Source organism: Photobacterium sp. J15 (assembly GCF_963870815.1).
GTDB classification, from domain to species: domain Bacteria; phylum Pseudomonadota; class Gammaproteobacteria; order Enterobacterales; family Vibrionaceae; genus Photobacterium; species Photobacterium marinum.
On the sequence record NZ_CAWMUI010000001.1, the window covers coordinates 2,840,714 to 2,862,499 of the forward strand.

The window sequence follows — 21,786 nt, forward strand, 5'->3', positions numbered from 1 at the left end:
GGCAATCGCCCCTTAGCGAAATAAGCAAAACAAGCTGTTGATATATAAGATGATAAATATCATAGCATCACCAAGTAGCACAGGGAACACATTCAAACACACCCTAACCTGAATATTTTTTAAGCTCATCAAATTCTTGGGATAAGTGTCTTGTTTTGACAATAATTTTGCTCATACTCAATATAATATTTTTATGATACTGCTTTAGACTCGTTGCGATTCAGCAGATATCACCATATCATTGCAAAGAAGTTTAACTTCGCTCTTTTTACGTTTATTTATAAAAATAAGGGAATAGGATGAAAAAAACTGCAATTGCCCTGCTAGCAGCAATGTCTATGGCTAGCTCAGCGTTTGCTGCCACTGAAACCGCTGGTGCAGCTGGCGCTACTTCTTCAGCATCAACAGCTGGCGCAACTGCAACTACTGCTGCTTCAACTGGTGCGGCGGCAGGTACTGCTGGCGCAACAGCTGCGGCGGCAGGCGGTATCACAGCGACGGCAGTAGCGGCTGGTGTTGCTGCCTCTGTAGCGGCTGTAGCCGTTGCTGATTCAAGCAATAACAACGGTACTACTACTTCTGTTTCTGCAAAATCTTAATTCGTTAGAATTTAAGTATTATTGCTAAAAACAGCAGTGTTATCTCATAGCCGCGCCTAAGGGTGCGGCTATTTTAAAACACAGTTCTAGCGGCATTAGCGCGCTGCTGTTTCTAAATCAACAGTTTTGGCCCTAATTTCGCGTATCTAAACTCAGTAAATGGAACTTGCCTCTGCAATGCGGTTATTTCATCGAGCTTTTCATACTTTCACTCTGCTTATGATTACCGCCGTAATTTCCGGTTGTAGTCAAAAGTTTAACGACGTTAACGACACCCTGAATATCGCCTTGTTTGGTGATAAAGATACTCAACTTGAAAACGTCGATATTATCAACCTACCCTATGCCAGTATTTACGCCCGTATCGGCGATGGCCCTCAAGCATTTATGGTTCTGGCATTAGCAGAATACCCAGCTAAGTTTGGTGTTCAAAAACAATCCTCCGCTCTTCAGCTGAAATGGCTTTCTTCAGACAAGGGAATGCTGGTTACTAAGTCTGGTCGTTTAGTTAAAACGCTCAATCTTCCTCAAGGTAACTTGCTTAACACACACAGCACTCAACCTGACCCGTTACAGTTAGGGCTTCAAAAGGCAAACACACCTAAACACTGGCAGCGAACGATAGATTGGCAGCCCGGCTACCATGGTGGCTATAAGCTTGAATCTACATTTATTCGCCAGCCCAACGCGGTCATAATGGTTAATGAAAAGCCGATTGAAACCTTACACTTTACTGAAGAAGTCACAGTTAAGAGCCTTGATAACAGCTATCAGAATAATTTCTGGCTCCATCCGCAGACTGGAAAAGTACTAAAGAGCAAACAAAAGTTAGCTCCGGGCCTGCCATATATTGAAATTACCCTTTTGAAGCCTTATTCATAAGTACGGAAAGATAATGACCAAGCTCACTTCCTTTTTCAATCATACCAAATCGGTTGCGCTTTTGGCGCTTACGCTTTCCGCGCTATTTGCCACCAGCGCTATAACAGCTAAACCAATAGACGTTCAACTAACAGCTTCAGCGAAGAATACAAAACACATAAAGCTAAGCTACCAAGCACCTGTTCGCTTACAACAAGTTTTAGCCGACAGTATTACAAATTTGAGCAAACTGCCATTAAACCAAAGCCAAGCAGAACAAATATCCACTAATGCAAAGATTTACTGGCAAGGCGCGGCTCTGCTAGTAGCTAAAACCAACTCTGCGCAAAAAACAGTTTTGGATAAATTAGATGCTATTAGCAATCACTGGCAAGCTCAAGAACGACAAGCTGTTTTGAATTTACAAACTTTCCTGAAAAAAGAGCAAATCGGACAACGAGTATTTAACTCTCTTGATTATGATCAAGTGCGAATCGATTTAACGCAAAACCCACTAATTAGCCAGGACATCACAGTTATTTTGCCACCTCGGCCAAACTCAGTGTGGATTGTAGGTGCGGTTGACAAGCCACAGGAATTAAGTTGGCGTGAGCGTTGGGGTGCGGATAAATACCTAGCCCAAAGCTCACCAATTAACAACGCAGATAACAGCTACGCCTGGGTTATCCAGCCCGATGGTAAGGTCGAGCAACACCCTGTTGCGTACTGGAACAGAAAGCATAGTGATATCGCACCAGGTGCCATCATCTATTTGGGCTTTACATCGCTTCCTGATGAACTGGAGACTCTGAACGAGGAGCTTATTAACCTGCTAAGGAACCGGACACTGTAATGAACACAAAACTTACCACCTCATTATCAGCCATTACCTTGGCAATGCTTCCAGTTCTTCATAGCCATGCCGATGAGTTCGACTACCCAGCATTTAAGCCCTCACAGTCAGACTTCGGCGGCGTAGGACTTATACAGATGCCATCAGGGCGCATGGCACCGGAAGGCGAGTTTACTATTGGAGCGACGTATAATGATGAATATCATCATTATACGGTTTCCCTTCAGCTACTTCCCTGGCTGGAATCTACTGTCCGTTACACTCTGGTGCAGGACTTACTCTATAGTGATGACCCAAGCTTCAGTGGTGACACCAAGTACACCGACAAAGGAATTGATTTTAAAATCCGCTTACTGAAAGAGAGCTACTGGCTACCTGAAACCTCTATCGGTATTCGAGACTTTGGTGGTACCGGCCTGTTCGATGGTGAGTTTATTGCCGCCAACAAACACATCGGTCCTTTTGACTTTACCTTAGGTGTCGGCTGGGGATATATAGGTAATAGCGGTAATCTTACCGGTGATAAATCACTTGGGAATGATTGCGACCGAAATACCGAATACAAAGGCAAAGGCGGCAGCATTGACTTTGACCGCTGGTTCACCGGTTGTAGTGCTATTTTTGGCGGTGTCGAATACCAAACCCCATGGCAACCACTTCGCCTGAAAGTTGAGTATGAAGGTAACGACTATCAAAGTGATTTTCCTGTGACCCGTGGTGGAATTGATATGACCCAGGACAGTAAAATCAACTATGGCGCACTCTACCGATTGGGAGATTGGGGTGATGTACGTGTCAGCTATGAGCGCGGCAACACCTGGACATTTGGTTTTAACCTGAATACCAACTTCAATGATTTAAAAGCGATCTGGCGTGATGAGCCTGCACCTACCTACCAACGCCAGTCGGGAGTATCTACTGACAGTAAAGGGCCAGAACTTAATGACGATGAATGGCTAAAGTTGGCTCAGGATCTACACCAAATAGCCGGTTACGATGACCCGACCATCTATGCAACCGATGAAATAGTGACTGTTGTTGCACCACAAACAAAATACCGAGAACGCGCCGAAGCACATGAACGAGCAGCTACTCTGATAGCGAATCAGGTACCGAAGGCGAATGAATACCGGTTAATTGAAACCGCCAACTCCCAAGTTGTAACAGAAACCCGCATTGATGGTGATAAGTTTGCCAAATATGCTCGCAATGAATACTTCGGAGCCAGCATTGATGATGCAACAACAACAGGCACCCTTGATTCACCAGAAGGTCGACTTATTGCGAAATCTGATAAAGCCTGGGATGTGAGTGTCGCTCCAACCCTTCAGCAATCCTTCGGCGGTTCTGAGAACTTCTATATGTTCAACATTGGTATTAATGCCGGGGCAAACTACTGGTTCGGGGACCATGTTGAGCTGGGTGGTTCAATGTACTTCAACCTTTATGATAACTATGACAAGTTCCTGTACGAAGTACCGCCTGATGGCACTGATCTTAAGCGTGTCCGTACGTTGGTTCGCCAGTATATTAATGACAACCCAGTAAAAATGAATAACCTCCAGTTAACTTGGATGGATCGTTTGACCGATGACTGGTATGCCCAGGCTTATGGTGGGTATCTGGAAATGATGTTTGGTGGTGTCGGTGGTGAAGTGCTTTACCGCCCGCTTAACAGTAACTGGGCTTTAGGTGTTGACGCCAACTATGTTATTCAACGCGATCCAGACTCTCAGTTTGGTTTCTTCACCGAAGAAGTACAGTTTGACCCTCTGACTGGCCGAAACTATCGCGTACAAACGGGTGCCGTTACAGGCCATGCCACTGTTTACTACCAGCCGCAATGGGAATGGCTACCAAATACCTTGTTTAAAGTCAGTGCCGGCCAGTACCTAACTGAAGATAAAGGGATAACCATTGACTTCTCAAAGCAATTTGACAGTGGTGTCATTGCCGGAGCTTTTGCTGCTATCACTAACCTGTCAGCAGAAGAATTCGGTGAAGGGAGTTACAACAAAGGCTTCTACGTTTCAATTCCTTTCGACATTATGACTGTGAAGCCGAGTACTAACCGCGCAACCATATCATGGCTACCACTGAGCCGTGACGGCGGGCAAATGCTAAACCGCAAATATGAGTTGTTTAGTGTGACGGATGCACGCTATCCGTGGTACGGCCGCAAAGCGTTGAATTAACAGAACCGAAGATAGACTAAAATCGCGATAGAGCGAAAGTAGCGAGAGGTGAATTCCTCTCGCCTCTCATCTCTCATCTCTCATCTCTCATCTCTCACCTCTCACCTCTCACCTCTCACCTCTCACCTCTCACCTCTCACCTCTCACCTCTCACCTCTCACCTCTCACCTCTCACCTCTCATGATTATCCATTTGTCTCACAAGTTATAGTGATACTGTCGGCAAAAAAAAGTAAAAAACAGGAGACATGCTTTAAAAACATACTAAAATAACCTACTAATACTTTTGTCACCAAAGTGACACATAATAAAAATAAACAACACTGTAAACTATTTTGTAGTAGATGAGGTTAATAAAGCGTGTTCAGGTCGTATGCTCACTTCTCAGTGAATCACCCCTTGATGCACAAGACTAACTTATTGTTAGTGTTGAGCATTTTTGTAATAAGTTGCTATCAACTTCTAGCCAATGAAAGTATTGAATATGCAGCAGGTTTTATTTTTGTGATGCTACCTTTAATTGTTTTTTCTAAAGCATCTGATTATAAAAGGAAATATCTGGGTACAGATAAGTAATATCTTCAAATAAAAAAAGCGCCTAAATTAGGCGCTTTTTGTTAAACTAGTTTTGTCCCGTCCTGAGATAAGTTGACACTTTGGAGACTTATCTATGAATTCTTCAAGTAACTCAACAAAAAAGCGCACCCAGCGAGATTACACAATGGGCTTTAAATTGGCTGTCGTAGCCCAAGTTGAAAAAGGCGAGATGACATACAAACAAGCTCAAACGTGCTATGGCATCCAAGGGCGAAGTACAGTTCTTGTCTGGCTGAGAAAGCATGGTAAGTTGGATTGGTCGAAACCAATTGAGCACTTTCCTTCTATGTCGAAATCCAAAGAAACGCCAGCGCAAAAAATTAAGCGACTTGAAAAAGCCCTCGCCAACGCCGAAATGAAGAACATGATTTATGGCGATATGGTGGAAATTCTTAAGAAAGAACATGGCATAGATTTAGAAAAAAAGTACTTAGCCGAACGCTCTGGCTTGCCAAAGAACAAGGGAAAGTAAAACTGGCTTCTGCATGCAGGCAGTTCAACTTATCCCGGCAAGCAAACGCCGTCTGGAGGCGCGTGCTGACGAGCTTTTGCCAGTGAAAAAAATGGGGATGTACTGGCGGCAGTTTATGCCACGAGTCGGCACTCGTAAGCTATATCTGTTGATTAAGCCCCAGCTTAAGCGGCAAGGAATAAAGTTGGGGCGAGACGGCTTATTTAAGTATTTAAAAAACGAAAATATGTTGGTCAAGCCAAGAAGGAATTACACCAAGACAACTAACAGCAAACACTGGCTTAGAAAGCATCCTAACTTGCTAAAAGAAAGAACAGTTAGCCATGTAGAAGAAGTTGTTGTCAGCGATATCACCTATGTAAAAACCGATGAAGGGACGCACTACCTTTCGTTAGTCACGGATGCTTACTCTCGAAAGATACTGGGTTATGAGCTGAGTAATGAAATGAAGGCCAGTGATGTGGTAAAGGCGTTAGACATGACAATCATGAACCGCTGAACTAATGCTGCCACCATCCATCACTCAGATAGAGGACTACAGTACTGTTCGTCAGAATATCAGGAAAAGTTAAATGCCAACGGCATGACCCCTTCAATGACGGATGGTTATGACTGTTATCAAAACGCCCTTGCAGAACGGGTTAACGGGATACTAAAGAATGAGCTCCTGCTCTATCAATGCAATACGATGAAGGAGCTCATGGTGTTAGTGAAAGAGTCGATATCAATATATAACGACTTAAGGCCGCATATGAGCTTGGGAATGAAAACCCCGAGTGAAGTGCATGAAAAAGCCAGCAGGGATTTCCTACTGGCTTCATAAAAAAGCGTCAACCTATTTTAGGACTAGACATTTAATAAAAGTAAGGGTAAGTCACTTATTATAAGCCTCTTGCCGTAACTTTTCCCACATTGCGTTGACGATCAACTGATCAGCTGGATTCAACTCAGACTGCGTTTCTTTTAAACTGTTTTCTACCGCGTTATTCATCGCATCTACTGACGTTTTTCCACACATCTCACAGTTAGCAGCAGAAAGTGAAATATGCCCACGTAAATAACCACCAGCAAATAACTCATCATCAGATGCCGTTTCAACCATTCTGTCAATGAGGTTTAGCAGTTTCTCTTCGTATTGCTGATTCATTTTAATTCTCGTTATCCAGTACACTATTACGTTACATCATTATAAGGCCACCCTCCTAGAGTGACGCTTCTATAAACGAGTTAATCATCTACTTTAAATGCTTTTTTAACCAGAACAAAAGCGATACTCGCCATCATGCCCAATAAAACACCAAGAATTACAATTAGCGCACGCTTTGGATTATCCCTACTCAGCGGAATTGAAACTTCATCAATATAATGAACTGTGTCAAATTTGATATCATCATTTATTTTTGACTCACCATGCAAAATATTTAACTTAGTGTTAACCGTTATTAACTTTGGTTCAAAAAAAGTCAGATCAGTAATCTTATCCAACGCAGCTTTTTTAGCAACACTTGCATCTTTACCTAAGTTAATTGGAAATAAATCATTGTTTGAATAATTTAAAAAAGGCTTATCTATAGAGGCCTTTGATGTAATATCAACAGCGATTTCGACTTTCTTCTTTTCTAAAACCAACTTTTGTTTTGCCTGTTGATTTAGAATAGCTGCTCTTGCCAACAAATCAGCTTTGTAAGCAGCTATGATATTATTTATTCCCTGAATAACATCTTTAGTTACTAAGTTAGAAATATAAAGAGAATATTGTTCAAGAAGCTCATAACTTGTTTGCTGTGAATAGCTAGAAGTTGCAAGAGTATAATAATTTGGCTTTCCTCGTTTCTTAGCTTCCGGTTGAGCCTGGATATTACTCAACCACTGGCTCATTATGAATTTTTCATTTACTTCAGTAATGCCATTTTCAGCCAAAAATCGCTGGTAAATCTTATTACCATCTAAAAATGCTTTCTTATTTATCGATGAATTAAAAGCATCAATATATTGCTTAAAAAGCTCATCAGGTTGAATCAACGCTGTCAAATCACTCGACTGATTACCAGCATTGATAACGTCATCTGTCTGTGAGGATAAAACTGGCTGGAACTTATTGACCTCACGACTTAATTGATAAAAGTCATTAATTTTAGGCGGCATGACTTTCGCACTTGATGTCCAAACCTCAGGTACTGCATATGCGTAAATCAGCGCTACTAGTCCGAAAATAATAGCTGTAATGGCAATTAATAGCTTACTCTCCCAAAGAGCTAAAACCAATTCTTTCAAATCAATTTCATCTTGATTCATAAGCATTGACCGAATGTCGTTAATTTCAGGATTAACAGTCATTGAATATGGTTTTTTATGCATAAGATTATCGGTCACGCTTTGCATCCTGTTCCCAGTGTCAATTGTATAAAATTATAGTATGTTAATAAAAGATTCATGATTTCAAAATCACAATTTTAATCAAAAGTCATATGCTTAGATGAAATTGTCAGCTTAGTAGCAACAAAGTTGTATATAAAAAAGCACAATATGAATAAACTAAACATGATGTATTCTGGTATCTGCTTTATTTCGGCAAATATGCCAAAGGCCGCACATAAAGATGCAAAAAAACAGATAACCAATAGGGTTTGCTTAGGATTGAGTCCCAAACGCTGAATTGTATGATGTAAATGCTCACGATCTGGCTTGAAAGGCGAAACGCCTCGATACAAACGCCGTGAAATAATCGTCACCATATCCATCAAAGGAATCGCAATCAGCCACAAGGCAGTAACAGGTCTTAAAGGTGCTTTAGCTCCATCTTGACTTGCCAACAAGAGCATCCATATTACTGTAAAGCCAATCAGAGTACTTCCGGCATCCCCCATAAAGACTTTTCGTTTTTCACCCAAAATACCTAAATTCAATAAAACATAAGGAATAATAGCAACAATAATAATGACTAAGGCATAAGCAAGATTTTCTTGCCCTTGGCTATACAAAATTAGTGCTAAACTACCAAATGTGACGATCGACAACCCCCCAAGCAATCCATCAATACCATCAACCATATTAAACGCATTAATTGCACCTATAACAGCAAGAATCGTTATAAGATAGCCCCAAAAACCAAGCTTAATCGCCCCTAATCCCAAAAGGTCACCGAGACTTTGAAGTTCAAGTCCAACTAAGGCCATCATACAAACAGACAAACCACCTTGTAACAGAATTCTCAGCTTAAAATCCACGTCGAATTTATCATCAACCGCCCCAACAACTGTCAGTACAGCGATGGATAAGATGTAAAAATTAGAGTGTCTGATCCACTCGGGGTTATAATAGAAAAACTGTACAATACTAAAACAAACAGCAAGGCCTCCAACCAATGGTATAGCCCCTTGATGCTGTTTTCTGCTACATGGAACATCAACTAAGCCAATTCGTTTAGCCAGCTTTCGGAGCAAGAGCAATGCAGTAAACGAAGAAAAAAAGACGAAAAAACAGTCAGCTAGCATTACTTTTCTGCGAGTTGCGTCAAATTAGGTTGTTTACTATAACAAATCCTCCCCTTAGAGAGCAAAATCAAAAGTTTCTCTATTTGCTTTTTTTGGCTGATACAAGCAAAGCTCTATGTTTCGATCACTTATGACATACCACGGTACTGTTTTGGTAATACCAGAATCGAATGTTTATTTAGGTTTCCTAACCTAATTCTGTTTCTAACTTTGAAAAGTCAACCACATATCGATAACCCCGCTCAGGTTTTTCCGACACTTAGCATCAAATAATTGACGCTCACATTTAACAATATCGCTCCTTAAAACACAGTGTTCAGTATTTGCTATAAGGTGACGGATTAGTGCTGACCCAATAAAACCAGCACCTCCGGTTATTAAAAATCTCAAACTCTTATCATGTTGCATTAGTTAATACTTACCTGGTTGGCGCTAGTAATCGTCCACCTCATCCAAAAACTCATCTAGGAACTCTTCATCGGCAGGTTCTTCCTCAATGGATTTGCCGCCGGTAGCACGGAAGTTCTTGTTCTGGATGTAGGCATCACGGGTAAATACGTATGGGTCAGGAGAGTCTTTCAGCAATGCTTCTTGAGATACCAGTGCAGCGCGATCTTCCATACCTTCGAAGGCCCATTTGCCCAGACTTTGCCAAAAAGTTAGCAGGTTAAGCGGGAAGTACAAGCCGTCAACTGTATCACCAACACCTTCACGCAGTGTTACCGGTCCATACATTGGAACCATAAAGTACGGGCCGTTGCCGACGCCGTGATAACCCATAGAATCACCAAATGCACGATCACCAGGTTTACGGATGTCAGCTGCTGTTGCGATATCAATCAAACCGAACAAACCAAAAGTACTGTTAATCCAGAAACGGTTAAAATGGGTTACGGCCTGCTCGCCATCAAGCATGATAAGGCTATTAATGATGCTGGCTGGTTCATCTAGATTGGAAAGGAAATTGCGGATACCGCTTCGTACAGGGGACGGTACATAATCTACGTATGCAAGTGAAACCGGACGAGCAATATAGGGATCAAGATAATCGTAGTTTACGGTCCACATTGCGCGGTTAAAGCCCTCAAATGGGTCATAAACACCCTCCGCGTTATAATCATCTTCAGTATTCTGATAGTCGGTATTAGTCTCAACTGTTGTTTGATTCAGGTTTTCATCATTCGGCGTCTCTGCACAGCCAGTCAGCCCTAAAATTAACAGCAGAGAAAAAATGGTTATTCTTTTCAACGGGTTATTCCATAAATAGAAAAAGCAGACCGGACAATGATATCCGGCCTGCTTTGTTTGTACCAGCCTTGAGATTAGTATTGGGCGTTAATCACAATTTTTGTTGTACCACCTAACGTAACAACATCGCTTTGACCATACCAATCGCCTTTCTTAGTCATAACGTTACCGTCAGTATCGATACGGGCCTTAACGACCATCTCCGGCAATGATGACATCAGACGTTCCGGGATCATGCTGTCATTGTCCGTCATCGTCAGGCTGATTGGAAACTGTGACAGCGGAATACGTCTTGCAGCAACAGGCATAGGCGCACCGTCCGCAGAATGTACAGACACTATCACCAGCCCTTCTGATGGCAACTTCACTGTCGGGTCCAGTGCAACTTCAACAGAAACAGTGGTTGCTGTGTTGGACTCTTGAGCTACCTGAGAACGAGCGCGTTCAATACTACGCTCCAACATTTCAGCACGAGGATCGTCTTCGCCAACCATCTGCTTCATCATGGTCCAGTAAGACACGGCCTTTGAGTATTCACCATTTTCAAAAGCATCAAACGCCAGCAGTGACATTGCGCGAAGATTGGTGTGATCCTGACGGATAACACTACGCAGAAGCTGACGGGCAAAATCGATTTGCTGCGGATTCCCCATCATCATCAGCGACTGTGCATAGCTCAATTGTACTTCCGGATTCTCCGGGTCTAGCGCATAAGCGCGTCGCATTGCACCGTCAGCCGTGCTTGCATCACGATTAGCCATACCGATACGGCCCAGCAACAACCAACCTGTCGCATCATCCGGCGTCTCATGAAGACGGGTACGAAGCGCCAAAGTCAGATCGGTCATCTCTGCATCACTAAGCGGCTCTGCCCCCTGCTCGTCCATCAGACGCTGGGTCAGCTCAGGCAGCTGCGCGACGGTCTGATGCCATGACTCAACTTTACCGATATTACCAACGCTGAAGTACATGCCGTAACAAACCGCCACCAGCAGAACCACACCCGGCAACAACATCAGTGGGCTGACCTCGGATTTATGCTCCTCACTGTTAGCCGGTACGTCATCAAGCAAAGATTGCTGAAGCTCAGTAACCAACTCATCACGATTATTCACCAAGCCTTCACTGGACTCATTTTCCAGCTCAGTGATGCGATCTTTAAAGAACGCCTTATTCAGCTCATCACGACTGGCAATATCATCTTGTGACTTACCAAAGATTGGCACCACAAAAATAGCCGCTGCAATTAAAATCAGAACAACGGTTACAATCCAAAACAACGTCATTATTTCACCTTCCCGTCATTCGGTTTTTGTTGTTCCATTTCTTCCATCAGCGCTTTCAGACGTTGCTCTTCACCTGCGTCAAGCTTTGGCTCTGACTGCTTTTCCCCACTCTTACGCGAACGGGCAACTAACACAGTAAAGCCCACCAGAATAAACAGCACCGGGGCAATCCACAGAATCATGGTCGATAGCATCAGTGGCGGGTCATAGGTTACAAAGTTACCGTAACGGGCAATCATGTAATCAATAACATCATCCTTGCTCTTACCTTCGCTCAGCATGTCATACGCTTTCTGACGCATGTCCTTAGCAAGTTCGGCATTAGAATCTGCAATGTTATTGTTCTGACATTTCGGGCAGCGCAAAGTCGCAGTCAGTTCATGGAAAACCTGCTCCTGCTCTGCTGTTTCAAATTCATAAACATCAATTGCGGCTGTCGCAGGCAATGCTGCAGCTAAAGCCAGCCCGATGCCCAGAAGCATAGCTGTGATTCGTTTGATCATCCCTTCGCTTCCTCCTGCAGAGCCTTGTACATAGGCTCTAGTGTATCAGCCCAATTACGTGGATTTACATCACCGACATGGCGGTAACGAATAATACCGTTAGCATCTATCAGGAAAGTCTCCGGTGCGCCATAAACGCCCAGGTCCATACCCAGCATGCCATTACCATCAAACAGGCTGTGAATATATGGATTACCCAGCTTATTTAACCAGTTGACCGCTTTCAGGCGCTCATCTTTGTAGTTAAGGCCAATGATTTTTACGCCATTTCCTGCCAACTCATTCAGGTATTGGTGTTCGGCATAACAAGTCGGACACCAAGTTGCCCAGACATTCAGCAGCAATGGTTCGCCTTTGAAAATGTCCTGTTCATACAATTTGCCGGCTTCAACCAAATCTTCCAGCTTGAATTCAGGAACAGGCTTACCGACCAGTACGGATTCCAGTTTAGTTGGGTCATCACCTCCCGCATTACGGGTCAGCTGAACCATAAAAATCAGTACCAGGGTAAGAAACAGTCCCAGTGGTACAAACAATAATTTCTTATTCATCAGTTAGCCTCAACCTGTTTGGCCACTTTTACATTTGCCTGCGCTTTTTTACGGAAACGGTAGCGCTTATCACTAATCGCAATGGCTCCACCTAGCGCCATCAAAACAGCGCCGAACCAAATCCAGTTCACAAATGGCTTGTAGTAAATACGGACAGCCCATGCGCCGTCACCCAGTTTCTCACCCATGGCAACATAAAGGTCGCGGGTAACACCACTGTCGATCGCCGCTTCAGTCATCATCGAACCGGCTACGCTGTAAAAGCGCTTCTCAGCGTGAAGCATGGTGACAAACTTACCGTTACGGGTAATGTGGAAATCAGCGATATAACCGTCGTAGTTCGGACCGTCAGCATCACGCAGACCTACAAAGTTAAAGTCATAACCTTCAACCTGTACTGTCTCCCCCGGAGCCAGACGCACATCGCGCTCCAGATCGTAGTTAGACACCAGGGTAATACCGATCAGCGACACGGCAAGACCGATGTGGCCCAGCACCATCGCCCAATGACTGCGACCAAGCTTGCGAAGACCTGTCATCAGGCTGTGACGGTGCGTCGCACGCCCGTACAGCTCAAAGCCGTGCATGATAACAATCCACACCGCCATCAGCAGGCCAAGGATTGCCAGCGGCTCCATAGTGTCAGCAAACAGGACAATAGACAGCACCGACACAGGAATGGTAACCGCAGCAGAGACAATCAGCTGCTTACGAATATTTGAGACTTTGTCACGCTTCCAGCGAACCAGCGGACCGATACCCAGAATGAAAGCAAACGGGATCATCAGCCAAGTGAACAGGGTGTTGAAGAAAGGTACACCGATAGACACTGAACCAAGACCAATCTGCTTGTGGATCAACGGCAGCAAGGTACCAATAAGGACAACGACCAGTCCAGCGATCAACAGCAGGTTGTTTGCAAGCAGCAGGTTCTCACGCGAGAACAAACTGTAGTTACCGCGTGCGCGGATCTGACTGCCACGCAACGCATACAGCAGCAGCGAGCCACCGATGACGACAACCAGGAAGCCAAGAATGAACATACCACGAGCCGGATCAGACGCAAACGCGTGAACCGATACCAGCACACCGGAACGCACCAGGAAGGTACCTAGCAGGCTCAGAGAGAACGCAGATATAGCCAGCAGTACAGTCCATGCTTTGAAGGTGCCGCGTTTTTCCGTCACTGCCAGTGAGTGCATCAGCGCAGTACCGGCAAGCCATGGCATGAAGGATGCGTTTTCTACCGGATCCCAGAACCACCAGCCACCCCAGCCAAGCTCGTAGTAAGCCCACCATGAACCCAGCGCAATACCCAGAGTCAGGAATGACCATGCAGCAATAGTCCATGGACGGGACCAGCGCGCCCATGCGGTATCAAGGCGTCCGGTCATCAGTGATGCAATTGCAAAGGCAAAAGCCACCGAGAAGCCTACATAACCCATGTACAACATTGGCGGGTGAATAATCAGGCCCGGATCCTGAAGAAGCGGGTTCAGGTCGCGACCATCGACAGGGAAGAAAGGCAGAGTGCGAAGGAACGGGTTAGATGTCATGATGATAAACAGCAGGAAGCCAACTGAAATCATCCCCATAACGGCCAGTACGCGAGACACCGACTCCAGCGGCATACCACGGCTGAACATAGCAACCGCAGCTGCCCACGTCGCCTGGATCAATACCCATAGCAACAAAGAGCCTTCGTGTGCGCCCCATACTGCAGTAATACGGTAATACCACGGCAGCATACTGTTAGAGTTGCTGGCTACATACGCAACAGTAAAATCATTGCTATAGAAAGCCCAGCACAATACGGCAAACGAGAGCGACAACATACCAAATACACCGTATGTCAGCGGTCGTGCCATTCTCATCATTGCCTGGTTACCGACTGTGGCACCATACAATGGATAGATACTTGCGAGGATCGACAGACCCAACGCAACAATCAGGCTGAAATGCCCTAATTCTGCAATCATTGAACACTACCCTGCAGCTGAGCCTCAGAATACTGAAGCGGTTCATGGGTTTTCTTCATAGCTTCTGCCACCTCAGGTGGCATATATTCTTCATCGTGCTTCGCCAGCACTTCATGGGCTTCAATCGTGGTTGCATTAACCAATACGCCCTGTGCCACAATACCCTGACCTTCACGGAACAAGTCAGGCAGGATACCGTCATACTTGATCGTTACAGCCGGACCTACATCCGCAACGTCAAACTGTACCTCCAGTGACTGAGGATCACGCTGTACCGAACCTTTCACAACCATACCTCCGATGCGCAAACGCTGGCCGACTTCCGGTTTGGTTCCGTCAGGCTTACCCTGCACCAATTCTGTAGGGGTATAGAACAGGTCCATATTCTGGTTTAACGCATACAGAATCAAACCGACGGTTGCGCCGAGGCCCACCACCAGCGCCAGCAATAGCGTCAGGCGTTTTTTACGTCTCGGGTTCATAGTGTGTTCTCCAGTTTTTTCGCTTCTTTAATACGATGCTCACGAGCGATTTTATTTTTGATTTCCGCCGCTAAACGGCGTTTTTTATTAAGGCTAGAAACTAAAATCCAAAGCAGGGCCGCAAAGGAGATGCCGTAAGCGCTCCAAACGTATGACGCGTAGCCACCCATAGCCAGAAATTCACTAAATGATTCAAAATGCATGATGGCCTCACTTCATTAATTCACGTACCCAAGGGCGATGGCTTTCACGGGCAATAATCTCGTTACGAAGACGAACCAACGTTACTGCACCAAAGAAACAGGCAAAACCGACGATGTTAAGAAGCAACGGCCACAACATGGTGCTGTCCATCGACGGTTTATCAAATTTAGTGATGGTTGCTCCCTGGTGCAGGGTATTCCACCACTCCACAGAAAAATGAATGATCGGCAGGTTAATCACACCGACAATCGCCAGAATACCAGCAGCCTTAGCGGCTGTTTTCTGATCATCAAATGCACTGTATAGGGCAATTACACCAAGGTATAGGAAAAGAAGGATAAGTTCAGAGGTCAAACGGGCATCCCATACCCACCATGCGCCCCACATAGGTTTACCCCAAATCGCACCTGTCAGCAGGGCAATCACGGTAAATACCGCACCAATCGGTGCCATGGCCGCAGCCGCCATATCAGAAAGACGGATCTGCCATACCAAGCCGATAAAAGCGGCAATCGCCATCGACATATAGGCACCCATCGACCAGATAGCCGCAGGAACATGGAGGTAAATAATTCGGAAACTGTCACCTTGCTGGTAATCAGTTGGCGCAAACATCAGGCCCCAGACAGTACCGGTAATGATTCCCAGCAATGCCAGGACAGAGAACCAGGGCAGCAGGGTACCGCACAGACGGTAACAGTTTTCAGCCTTTGCGTAGGGATGTAACCACTTCCACATAAATAATTTTCTCTACTCAATAGAAATATAGTTATAAAAATATTAGTTCACACTTATGCGCAGCGATGCAGCCACTGCAAACGGAGCCAGTGTTGCTGAACCTGCCAGCATCGCGCCCATCAGCGCTAATTGACCGTTAAAAGGCATACCCAGACTCGCTGCATCAATCGCGGAAGTCGCGAATATAAGCACAGGAATATAAAGTGGTAATATGAGCAAACTCAATAAAACCCCACCTTTTCTTAAACCTACGGTCAGAGCTACCCCAATAGCCCCCAAAAAGCTCAATGTCGGTGTGCCTATTAGTAGGGTCAGCACTACCGCTTTCCAGGTTTCCCAATCCAGTGACAGCAAAATAGCCAGCAACGGACTGATTAATAATAAAGGCACACCGGTAAGCACCCAATGCGCGACCATCTTAGCAAAAGCCAGCACCGGCAAAGGTGTCGGCATCAGCAACATCTGTTCCAACGAGCCATCAACGAAGTCATCACGAAACAGACGCTCAAGCGATAGCAAAGCCGCCAACAAAGCCGCAACCCAGACAATGCCCGGAGCAATACGCGCCAGCAAGTTTGGCTCTGGCCCCACCCCTAATGGAAACAGGGTGATAACAATAATAAAAAACCACAACGGGTTGAACACTTCGGCCTGACGACGGAACGCTATCAGCAGTTCCCTTCGTATAACCTGAAAAATAGCGCCAAACATCGAAAATTACAGCCCCAACTTAATCTTACGTAAATGGTTACTGTCGGTGAACATATCCTGGTGCGTGGTCAGGATTACAATCCCTCCACGTTCAACATGGGAAAGGAACAACCGTTCCAGCACCTTTACACCTTGTTTGTCTATTGCAGTCAGAGGCTCATCCAAAATCCACAGCTTATGGTTGCTGATCCACAAACGCGCCAAAGCAACACGGCGCTGCTGCCCGGCAGACAACTGCCCAGCAGGCACATCTTCGCGACCGGCAAGCCCCACATGGGCCAATGCCTGCCATAGGCAATCCTCACCGCTGACCTGCGGCAAACCAGTCAAATCACTATCCTGTGAATTCCGGTGCATTGCCTGAAAAAAGGCCAGGTTTTCAAAAGCTGTTAACTCACGCTTGACCCCGGTCTGGTGACCAAGAAACAGTAAATCCTGATGATAATCTTCCCGTGCCGATTCAATGTCTTCATTTTTCCAGCACACAGTCCCGCTGTCTGCCCGCCCGAGACCTGCAATGATCCGAAGCAGCGTCGTTTTCCCTGCGCCGTTATGCCCTTCGATCTGAACCAGGTCTCCGGAGGAAACCTGAAATGACAGATTATCGAACAGCACCCGCTCATCGCGGACACAGCTTAATTCTTCTACAGACAACATATAAAATGATGTATCCTAGGTGACACAATTAAGATCGCATATTACCACACAGGTTTATAATTTTGTTAGACAACCGGTTGTATAGTTCGATCACTTAGGTAAGTAAATGTGACCTCCATGCGTATCGATCACCAGCAAGCTACTGCTTTAACTAAGAATGGACAAACTAGCCCTAAAATAGTGCCAGTAAATGAGACAAATCATAAGTTTGCTCAAACAGTAAATACCAATACGCAGGCAGCAGTACAAAATTCCCAGCTAACTCAGCTACTAACACAACTGAATGTGCTGCAACGGTTTTTTACAACTTTCATAGCCCATTCATCTCCTTCTTCACCGTCACAGACACCAGCACAATCCACTATCACAAATTTATTGTCTCAGCTTTTGGTGCCGGAAAATCAATCAGCTATTGTCCAGTGGCTACAACAGGGTGCCGGAAAGAAAACCCTGGCTTTGCTATTAAAACAGGCCAGCCAACCAGACAGTCCGCTAAAGCAATGGCTGCAACAGTTCCCTGCCGATAAGCAGGAAGAGTTCACTGCTTTACTCAAACTGGCGGCAGAACAGCGAATGGCACCGACAGTTAAAGAAAATGAAGCAACAGTCATTCATCTGCACTTACTTCAGGCCAACGGCCGGGAAGTGAAGCTATCGATAGAAAAAGACAATCAATCCGGCAGCAAACGTAAGAATGATCAGAAACCACGCTGGCGAGTACAGATAAACTTACCGGTCGGCACTAGTGACGCTGTTCAGGCTGTCGCGATCTGGGATCAGCAGAAGCTTAACCTGGCTTTCGAATCAGACAACAACCTGTTACTCAAACGCACTGAACTGCTGGCTCCGCTCCTGTCAGAGCGACTGGCAATGCTTGGGATCCAAACCGAACCGGCCACTTTTAAGCTGGCTCAGCCATTATGCCTTGATAATAGTACTGGCATCGATGGCTTTTCGATTCTGGTATAAGGACATGACGATATGAAAGATAAACGCGCGATTGCCCTGCACTATGACGGTTACCAGACTCCGACAGTCACTGCCAAAGGATATAACCACCTTGCCGAGCATATTATTGAACAAGTGAAAAAGCAGGGAGGCTTAATCCATGAAGACGAGGCATTGAGCGAATACCTTAATCAGCTAGAAATCGGCGATGAAATCCCAGAAAGCCTCTACCGAATTATTGCAGAGCTGATTGCGTTTTCATGGGTCCTGAACGGAAAAACCCCTCCCGGATGGGAAGGGCTTTCAGGTATTGACGAGCTGGTCTAATGCAAATAGCAACGACGGCTAAAATGAAAACATCATTATCGGCGTCTGGGCTGTGCCATCTTCTGCTGCAAGCGCAACAAGAGTTCAGCTTCTGCTTTCGGTAGATCACATTCTTCCATTAACTCATTGACATCGGCACCAAGCTCAACCATTTTGCTGGCACGGGTATACAGCTTACCCTCAGGATCCAACATAGAGATTTCCCCCTGTCGATCCTCCAGTAGCTCAAGCTGATTCGCCATATCCGCCAGCTTCTGGCTCATACCCATCGTACCGGCACGCAGTTCATTAAACTGTTTGATCAAACTTTCATGCTGATGCCGTGCATTTTTCAGTACCAGCTCAGTTGCAGCAAACTTTGACTCCAGTGCCTGACGGGCTTTTTTTTCACGGCTGACGAGCAGCCATGAAACCACAACAGCGAGTATTGCGATGACAATTGGCAACCATTGCAAAAGCAGGTCTAGCATTACAGGTACGCCATCTCTTCCCATTCTTCGTCAGAAAGCAGCTTATTCAGATCAACCAGAATTAGCAGTTCGCCATCACGGTTGCTCACGCCCTGGATAAACTTAGCACTTTCTTCAGTACCCACGCTTGGAGTGGTGTCGATTTCAGAGCTGCGCAGGTAAACTACTTCCGCAACACTGTCTACCAGAATACCAACTACCTGCTTTTCAGCTTCGATAATAACAATACGGGTATTGTCTGTGATTTCACCTGGCATCAGGCCAAAGCGAGAACGGGTATCGATAACCGTTACCACATTACCACGCAGGTTGATGATACCCAGAACATAATCCGGCGCACCCGGAACTGGCGCGATTTCAGAATAACGCAGTACTTCACGTACCTGCATTACGTTAATACCGTAGGTTTCATCTTCCAGCTGGAATGTCACCCACTGCAGTACTTGATCGTTACCGTCTTCTTTTTGAATTTCGGCTACACTAACCTGAGACATGATGTTTCCTCTTCGGCTCTTATATTACACTTTTAACATCTAAGCCGGCTCTCAGCATAGATATTAGCTCGTTAACATGAATTAGAGCACACATTTTATCTTTAACCATTCCGGCAAGCCAAGGGCGTTTCCCCGCCTTCTCCCGCCAGCGAACACTTTGCTCCGTCAGGGTTTCGGTGCCGTGGAGCTTGTCACAAGCAAGTCCCCACTTACTTTCCCCCAACATCACGATATAACGATAATTTTCCTGATGTTCATCGGAACTCAGTTTTTCCGGCATCACCCAACGGGCAGTATCTACCACATCCAGCTGATGCTCACGGTTGGTCATCAGGCCCAGGTACCAAGGTGGACGACCTAACAGGTGGTTCACCTCTCCCAGCTGATGGATCCCGCCAAGTTCTGTCAATGGTACGGCGAATGTCACCTCATTGACTTCAAAGAACAAGGCCTGGAATTCCGAACCCGCTTCTTGTTTTTCCTGCCACAGTTCCGGCGGTTCATCACCTCCTGCCTGGGTTTCCGGTTCAACAAGCACTTCCGGCTCTGCATGTTCAATTTCATGATTGACATCATAAACAGGCTCGGCTTGCTCGGGTTCAACCAAGACAGGTTCGGCTTCTGGCTCCGACTCTGCCCTGGTAATTTGTTCCTGCGGAATTACCGCGGGTTCCGCGTCCGCTTCTTCCGGCAACGCGTCCGAAATGTCTGTCATTACAGACGATTTCAGCGTTGCCGCTGGTTCCTGTTCAGACTCAGGTTCAGCCTTTGGTTCGGGCTGCATCCGATTCAGCTGACTGAGCAGACGTTGCACCCCTTCCATATCAGACTCAGGTTGTTCGGCAAATGGTACTGCCGACACAATTTCTACTTTTTCCTGAACCTGCGGTACCCAACCAGGTATCTTGCCAATTGGTGTCGACAAATTCAGTTCGACATCAATATCACCGTCATAGCCTGCATCAGAATCTTCTGTTGATTCCGATAAACGTTCAAAATCAAAAGGCGTAGACATTGTCTCCTGATCATCTTGTGCAGGAGACTCCGGTTCGGCATCTGTTACTGTATTCTGAGGAGGCGCTAACGCACTTTTAGTATCAGAGCCCTCATCTTCAGGTGCCTCACTGTCTGAACCTTCAGTGCTGTTATCAGCAGCCTGCTCTGATACCTGACTTTCAGCTTTATCGGCATCAGCTACAGAATCTTCAGCTAAATCTGCTGCTGTTTTTGGCTCGTCAGCTTCCTGTGGCTCAACCTCTTGCGGTTCAGGCTCAACCAGCAAATCTAAGAAATAATCATCCAGTACTTGTTCACTGGTAAGACGCTGTTTATCGCTCATCTTGGTCAAGGCGCTCCAGATAATTTAACAGGGTCTTATAGGCAAAAACGCCACGACAACTGCGAGCAAACAGTGATGGCGGCATGTGCTTGATACTGGCATCACGGAACTTGGTGTCAATCGGTACTGCCGAGGCCCATACCTGCTCAGGAAACCTGACTTTCAGTTCCTGCAGGGTCTGCAACGATGCCCGGGTACGCTTATCGTACATCGTCGGCACAACAGTAACATTAAATTCTGAGGCTCGGGATTTCTGCATAATCTGCAGGGTGCGCATCATACGCTCCAGGCCCTTCATCGCCAAAAATTCGGTCTGTACCGGGATAAGGATCCGATGGCTTGCCGCCAAGGCATTTACCATCATCACTCCAAGAATCGGCGGGCAGTCGATCAGCACATAGTCATAATCATCTTCCAGGCTTTTGAGTGCTTTTTTCAGCACCAGCCCCATTCCGCCTCTGTTACCCATTACCCGGTCCAGTGTCGCCAGTGACATATGGGCAGGAATAATGTCAATATTCTTGAACTGCGTATTCATGATCAGCGGGCGAACCGTATCTCGGTTAACCTCGCTGAGCTGAAATAAATCAAACAGACTCGACGGTACAGTATCCGCGTCAAAATTGAGATAGGTCGTCAACGAGGAGTGAGGGTCGGTGTCTACCAACAATACTCGCTTGTTACGCTCGCTCAACAGCCCAGCCAAGGTTATCGTCGTCGTTGTTTTCCCGACGCCCCCTTTTTGGTTGGCTATACTCCAAACGATCAATGCGAACTCC

General features: G+C 45.7%; 24 protein-coding genes and 1 pseudogene. 7 read left to right on the plus strand and 18 right to left on the minus strand.

Going from position 1 to position 21,786, the window contains the following annotated elements; genetic code table 11:
- Positions 1-299 precede the first annotated feature (299 nt).
- From AACQ93_RS12680 to AACQ93_RS12700, 5 genes and pseudogenes are all read left to right on the plus strand, one after another.
- On the plus strand, positions 300-599 hold the full coding sequence (locus AACQ93_RS12680; protein ID WP_064605372.1) for a hypothetical protein: 300 nt from the start codon (positions 300-302) through the stop codon (positions 597-599).
- A gap of 177 nt (positions 600-776) precedes the next feature.
- Complete coding sequence (locus tag AACQ93_RS12685) at positions 777-1,481, plus strand: YjbF family lipoprotein (protein ID WP_064605374.1); 705 nt, start codon at positions 777-779, stop codon at positions 1,479-1,481.
- Between the two features lie 13 nt (positions 1,482-1,494).
- Positions 1,495-2,313, plus strand: a complete 819-nt coding sequence (locus AACQ93_RS12690) for a capsule biosynthesis GfcC family protein (RefSeq protein WP_064605376.1) — start codon at positions 1,495-1,497, stop codon at positions 2,311-2,313.
- Positions 2,313-4,508 carry a YjbH domain-containing protein gene (locus AACQ93_RS12695; protein ID WP_064605378.1) on the plus strand — a complete coding sequence of 732 codons (2,196 nt, stop codon included), beginning with the start codon at positions 2,313-2,315 and terminating at the stop codon, positions 4,506-4,508. The genes AACQ93_RS12690 and AACQ93_RS12695 overlap by 1 nt, the downstream gene beginning before the upstream one ends.
- A 669-nt stretch (positions 4,509-5,177) precedes the next feature.
- Positions 5,178-6,399, plus strand: a pseudogene (locus tag AACQ93_RS12700) (IS3 family transposase).
- A gap of 51 nt (positions 6,400-6,450) precedes the next feature.
- Here the strand turns inward: AACQ93_RS12700 and AACQ93_RS12705 are convergent.
- The 14 genes from AACQ93_RS12705 to ccmA form a co-directional block, all read right to left on the minus strand.
- On the minus strand, positions 6,451-6,723 hold the full coding sequence (locus tag AACQ93_RS12705) for a YfcL family protein (RefSeq protein ID WP_064605382.1): 273 nt from the start codon (positions 6,721-6,723) through the stop codon (positions 6,451-6,453).
- Between the two features lie 80 nt (positions 6,724-6,803).
- Positions 6,804-7,949, minus strand: coding sequence for a Wzz/FepE/Etk N-terminal domain-containing protein (locus tag AACQ93_RS12710; protein WP_198160130.1), 1,146 nt, complete (start codon positions 7,947-7,949; stop codon positions 6,804-6,806).
- 80 nt (positions 7,950-8,029) lie between these two features.
- Positions 8,030-9,070: a UDP-N-acetylglucosamine--undecaprenyl-phosphate N-acetylglucosaminephosphotransferase gene (wecA, locus tag AACQ93_RS12715; protein WP_064605386.1), complete on the minus strand. Its 1,041-nt coding sequence runs from the start codon at positions 9,068-9,070 to the stop codon at positions 8,030-8,032.
- A gap of 204 nt (positions 9,071-9,274) precedes the next feature.
- Positions 9,275-9,478 (minus strand): NAD-dependent epimerase/dehydratase family protein, encoded by a 204-nt coding sequence (locus tag AACQ93_RS12720; RefSeq protein ID WP_255377130.1) that lies wholly within the window; start codon positions 9,476-9,478, stop codon positions 9,275-9,277.
- Positions 9,479-9,502: 24 nt separating this feature from the next.
- Positions 9,503-10,318, minus strand: coding sequence for an MlaA family lipoprotein (locus AACQ93_RS12725; RefSeq protein ID WP_064605388.1), 816 nt, complete (start codon positions 10,316-10,318; stop codon positions 9,503-9,505).
- A gap of 74 nt (positions 10,319-10,392) precedes the next feature.
- Complete coding sequence (gene ccmI / locus AACQ93_RS12730; protein WP_064605390.1) at positions 10,393-11,604, minus strand: c-type cytochrome biogenesis protein CcmI; 1,212 nt, start codon at positions 11,602-11,604, stop codon at positions 10,393-10,395.
- On the minus strand, positions 11,604-12,107 hold the full coding sequence (locus AACQ93_RS12735) for a cytochrome c-type biogenesis protein (protein ID WP_007466458.1): 504 nt from the start codon (positions 12,105-12,107) through the stop codon (positions 11,604-11,606). The genes ccmI and AACQ93_RS12735 overlap by 1 nt, the downstream gene beginning before the upstream one ends.
- Positions 12,104-12,658 carry a DsbE family thiol:disulfide interchange protein gene (locus AACQ93_RS12740; protein WP_064605392.1) on the minus strand — a complete coding sequence of 185 codons (555 nt, stop codon included), beginning with the start codon at positions 12,656-12,658 and terminating at the stop codon, positions 12,104-12,106. Before AACQ93_RS12740 ends, AACQ93_RS12735 begins: the two co-directional genes overlap by 4 nt.
- Positions 12,658-14,637, minus strand: a complete 1,980-nt coding sequence (locus AACQ93_RS12745) for a heme lyase CcmF/NrfE family subunit (RefSeq protein WP_064605394.1) — start codon at positions 14,635-14,637, stop codon at positions 12,658-12,660. Before AACQ93_RS12745 ends, AACQ93_RS12740 begins: the two co-directional genes overlap by 1 nt.
- Positions 14,634-15,119, minus strand: coding sequence for a cytochrome c maturation protein CcmE (gene ccmE, locus AACQ93_RS12750; RefSeq protein ID WP_007466461.1), 486 nt, complete (start codon positions 15,117-15,119; stop codon positions 14,634-14,636). The genes AACQ93_RS12745 and ccmE overlap by 4 nt, the downstream gene beginning before the upstream one ends.
- Positions 15,116-15,322, minus strand: a complete 207-nt coding sequence (ccmD, locus tag AACQ93_RS12755) for a heme exporter protein CcmD (RefSeq protein ID WP_007466462.1) — start codon at positions 15,320-15,322, stop codon at positions 15,116-15,118. The genes ccmE and ccmD overlap by 4 nt, the downstream gene beginning before the upstream one ends.
- 7 nt (positions 15,323-15,329) lie before the next feature.
- Positions 15,330-16,061, minus strand: a complete 732-nt coding sequence (locus AACQ93_RS12760) for a heme ABC transporter permease (protein WP_064605401.1) — start codon at positions 16,059-16,061, stop codon at positions 15,330-15,332.
- A gap of 42 nt (positions 16,062-16,103) precedes the next feature.
- Positions 16,104-16,772 (minus strand): heme exporter protein CcmB, encoded by a 669-nt coding sequence (ccmB, locus tag AACQ93_RS12765; protein WP_064605403.1) that lies wholly within the window; start codon positions 16,770-16,772, stop codon positions 16,104-16,106.
- A 6-nt stretch (positions 16,773-16,778) separates the two neighbouring features.
- Positions 16,779-17,429, minus strand: coding sequence for a cytochrome c biogenesis heme-transporting ATPase CcmA (gene ccmA, locus AACQ93_RS12770; protein ID WP_064605405.1), 651 nt, complete (start codon positions 17,427-17,429; stop codon positions 16,779-16,781).
- 117 nt (positions 17,430-17,546) lie between these two features.
- On the opposite strand from ccmA, the gene AACQ93_RS12775 reads away from it, so the two are divergent.
- Positions 17,547-18,398, plus strand: coding sequence for a hypothetical protein (locus tag AACQ93_RS12775; protein WP_064605407.1), 852 nt, complete (start codon positions 17,547-17,549; stop codon positions 18,396-18,398).
- Between the two features lie 12 nt (positions 18,399-18,410).
- Complete coding sequence (locus AACQ93_RS12780) at positions 18,411-18,704, plus strand: EscU/YscU/HrcU family type III secretion system export apparatus switch protein (protein ID WP_007466467.1); 294 nt, start codon at positions 18,411-18,413, stop codon at positions 18,702-18,704.
- 35 nt (positions 18,705-18,739) lie between these two features.
- On the opposite strand, the gene AACQ93_RS12785 is transcribed toward AACQ93_RS12780, so the two are convergent.
- From AACQ93_RS12785 to AACQ93_RS12800, 4 genes are read right to left on the minus strand one after another with little or no spacing between them, the layout of a single operon-like run.
- Positions 18,740-19,174, minus strand: a complete 435-nt coding sequence (locus AACQ93_RS12785; protein WP_007466468.1) for a DUF2802 domain-containing protein — start codon at positions 19,172-19,174, stop codon at positions 18,740-18,742.
- Positions 19,174-19,668, minus strand: a complete 495-nt coding sequence (locus tag AACQ93_RS12790; RefSeq protein WP_064605409.1) for a chemotaxis protein CheW — start codon at positions 19,666-19,668, stop codon at positions 19,174-19,176. The genes AACQ93_RS12785 and AACQ93_RS12790 overlap by 1 nt, the downstream gene beginning before the upstream one ends.
- A gap of 19 nt (positions 19,669-19,687) precedes the next feature.
- Complete coding sequence (locus tag AACQ93_RS12795) at positions 19,688-21,007, minus strand: chemotaxis protein CheW (RefSeq protein WP_064605411.1); 1,320 nt, start codon at positions 21,005-21,007, stop codon at positions 19,688-19,690.
- The gene (locus tag AACQ93_RS12800) at positions 20,997-21,776 is read right to left on the minus strand and encodes a ParA family protein (protein ID WP_064605413.1); all 780 of its coding nucleotides are present in this window, start codon (positions 21,774-21,776) and stop codon (positions 20,997-20,999) included. Before AACQ93_RS12800 ends, AACQ93_RS12795 begins: the two co-directional genes overlap by 11 nt.
- Between the last annotated feature and the right edge of the window lie 10 nt (positions 21,777-21,786).

Bases quoted from the DNA above. Each gene is read 5' to 3' on its own strand.
- AACQ93_RS12780 (WP_007466467.1), top strand. From the start codon at position 18,411: ATGAAAGATAAACGCGCGATTGCCCTGCACTATGACGGTTACCAGACT.
- ccmB (WP_064605403.1), bottom strand. From the start codon at position 16,772: ATGTTTGGCGCTATTTTTCAGGTTATACGAAGGGAACTGCTGATAGCG.
- AACQ93_RS12720 (WP_255377130.1), bottom strand. From the start codon at position 9,478: ATGCAACATGATAAGAGTTTGAGATTTTTAATAACCGGAGGTGCTGGT.
- ccmI (WP_064605390.1), bottom strand. From the start codon at position 11,604: ATGACGTTGTTTTGGATTGTAACCGTTGTTCTGATTTTAATTGCAGCG.
- AACQ93_RS12785 (WP_007466468.1), bottom strand. From the start codon at position 19,174: ATGCTAGACCTGCTTTTGCAATGGTTGCCAATTGTCATCGCAATACTC.
- AACQ93_RS12705 (WP_064605382.1), bottom strand. From the start codon at position 6,723: ATGAATCAGCAATACGAAGAGAAACTGCTAAACCTCATTGACAGAATG.
- AACQ93_RS12680 (WP_064605372.1), top strand. From the start codon at position 300: ATGAAAAAAACTGCAATTGCCCTGCTAGCAGCAATGTCTATGGCTAGC.
- AACQ93_RS12775 (WP_064605407.1), top strand. From the start codon at position 17,547: ATGCGTATCGATCACCAGCAAGCTACTGCTTTAACTAAGAATGGACAA.
- AACQ93_RS12690 (WP_064605376.1), top strand. From the start codon at position 1,495: ATGACCAAGCTCACTTCCTTTTTCAATCATACCAAATCGGTTGCGCTT.
- ccmE (WP_007466461.1), bottom strand. From the start codon at position 15,119: ATGAACCCGAGACGTAAAAAACGCCTGACGCTATTGCTGGCGCTGGTG.
- AACQ93_RS12790 (WP_064605409.1), bottom strand. From the start codon at position 19,668: ATGTCTCAGGTTAGTGTAGCCGAAATTCAAAAAGAAGACGGTAACGAT.
- ccmD (WP_007466462.1), bottom strand. From the start codon at position 15,322: ATGCATTTTGAATCATTTAGTGAATTTCTGGCTATGGGTGGCTACGCG.
- AACQ93_RS12685 (WP_064605374.1), top strand. From the start codon at position 777: ATGCGGTTATTTCATCGAGCTTTTCATACTTTCACTCTGCTTATGATT.
- ccmA (WP_064605405.1), bottom strand. From the start codon at position 17,429: ATGTTGTCTGTAGAAGAATTAAGCTGTGTCCGCGATGAGCGGGTGCTG.
- AACQ93_RS12695 (WP_064605378.1), top strand. From the start codon at position 2,313: ATGAACACAAAACTTACCACCTCATTATCAGCCATTACCTTGGCAATG.
- AACQ93_RS12740 (WP_064605392.1), bottom strand. From the start codon at position 12,658: ATGAATAAGAAATTATTGTTTGTACCACTGGGACTGTTTCTTACCCTG.
- AACQ93_RS12760 (WP_064605401.1), bottom strand. From the start codon at position 16,061: ATGTGGAAGTGGTTACATCCCTACGCAAAGGCTGAAAACTGTTACCGT.
- wecA (WP_064605386.1), bottom strand. From the start codon at position 9,070: ATGCTAGCTGACTGTTTTTTCGTCTTTTTTTCTTCGTTTACTGCATTG.
- AACQ93_RS12745 (WP_064605394.1), bottom strand. From the start codon at position 14,637: ATGATTGCAGAATTAGGGCATTTCAGCCTGATTGTTGCGTTGGGTCTG.
- AACQ93_RS12735 (WP_007466458.1), bottom strand. From the start codon at position 12,107: ATGATCAAACGAATCACAGCTATGCTTCTGGGCATCGGGCTGGCTTTA.
- AACQ93_RS12795 (WP_064605411.1), bottom strand. From the start codon at position 21,007: ATGAGCGATAAACAGCGTCTTACCAGTGAACAAGTACTGGATGATTAT.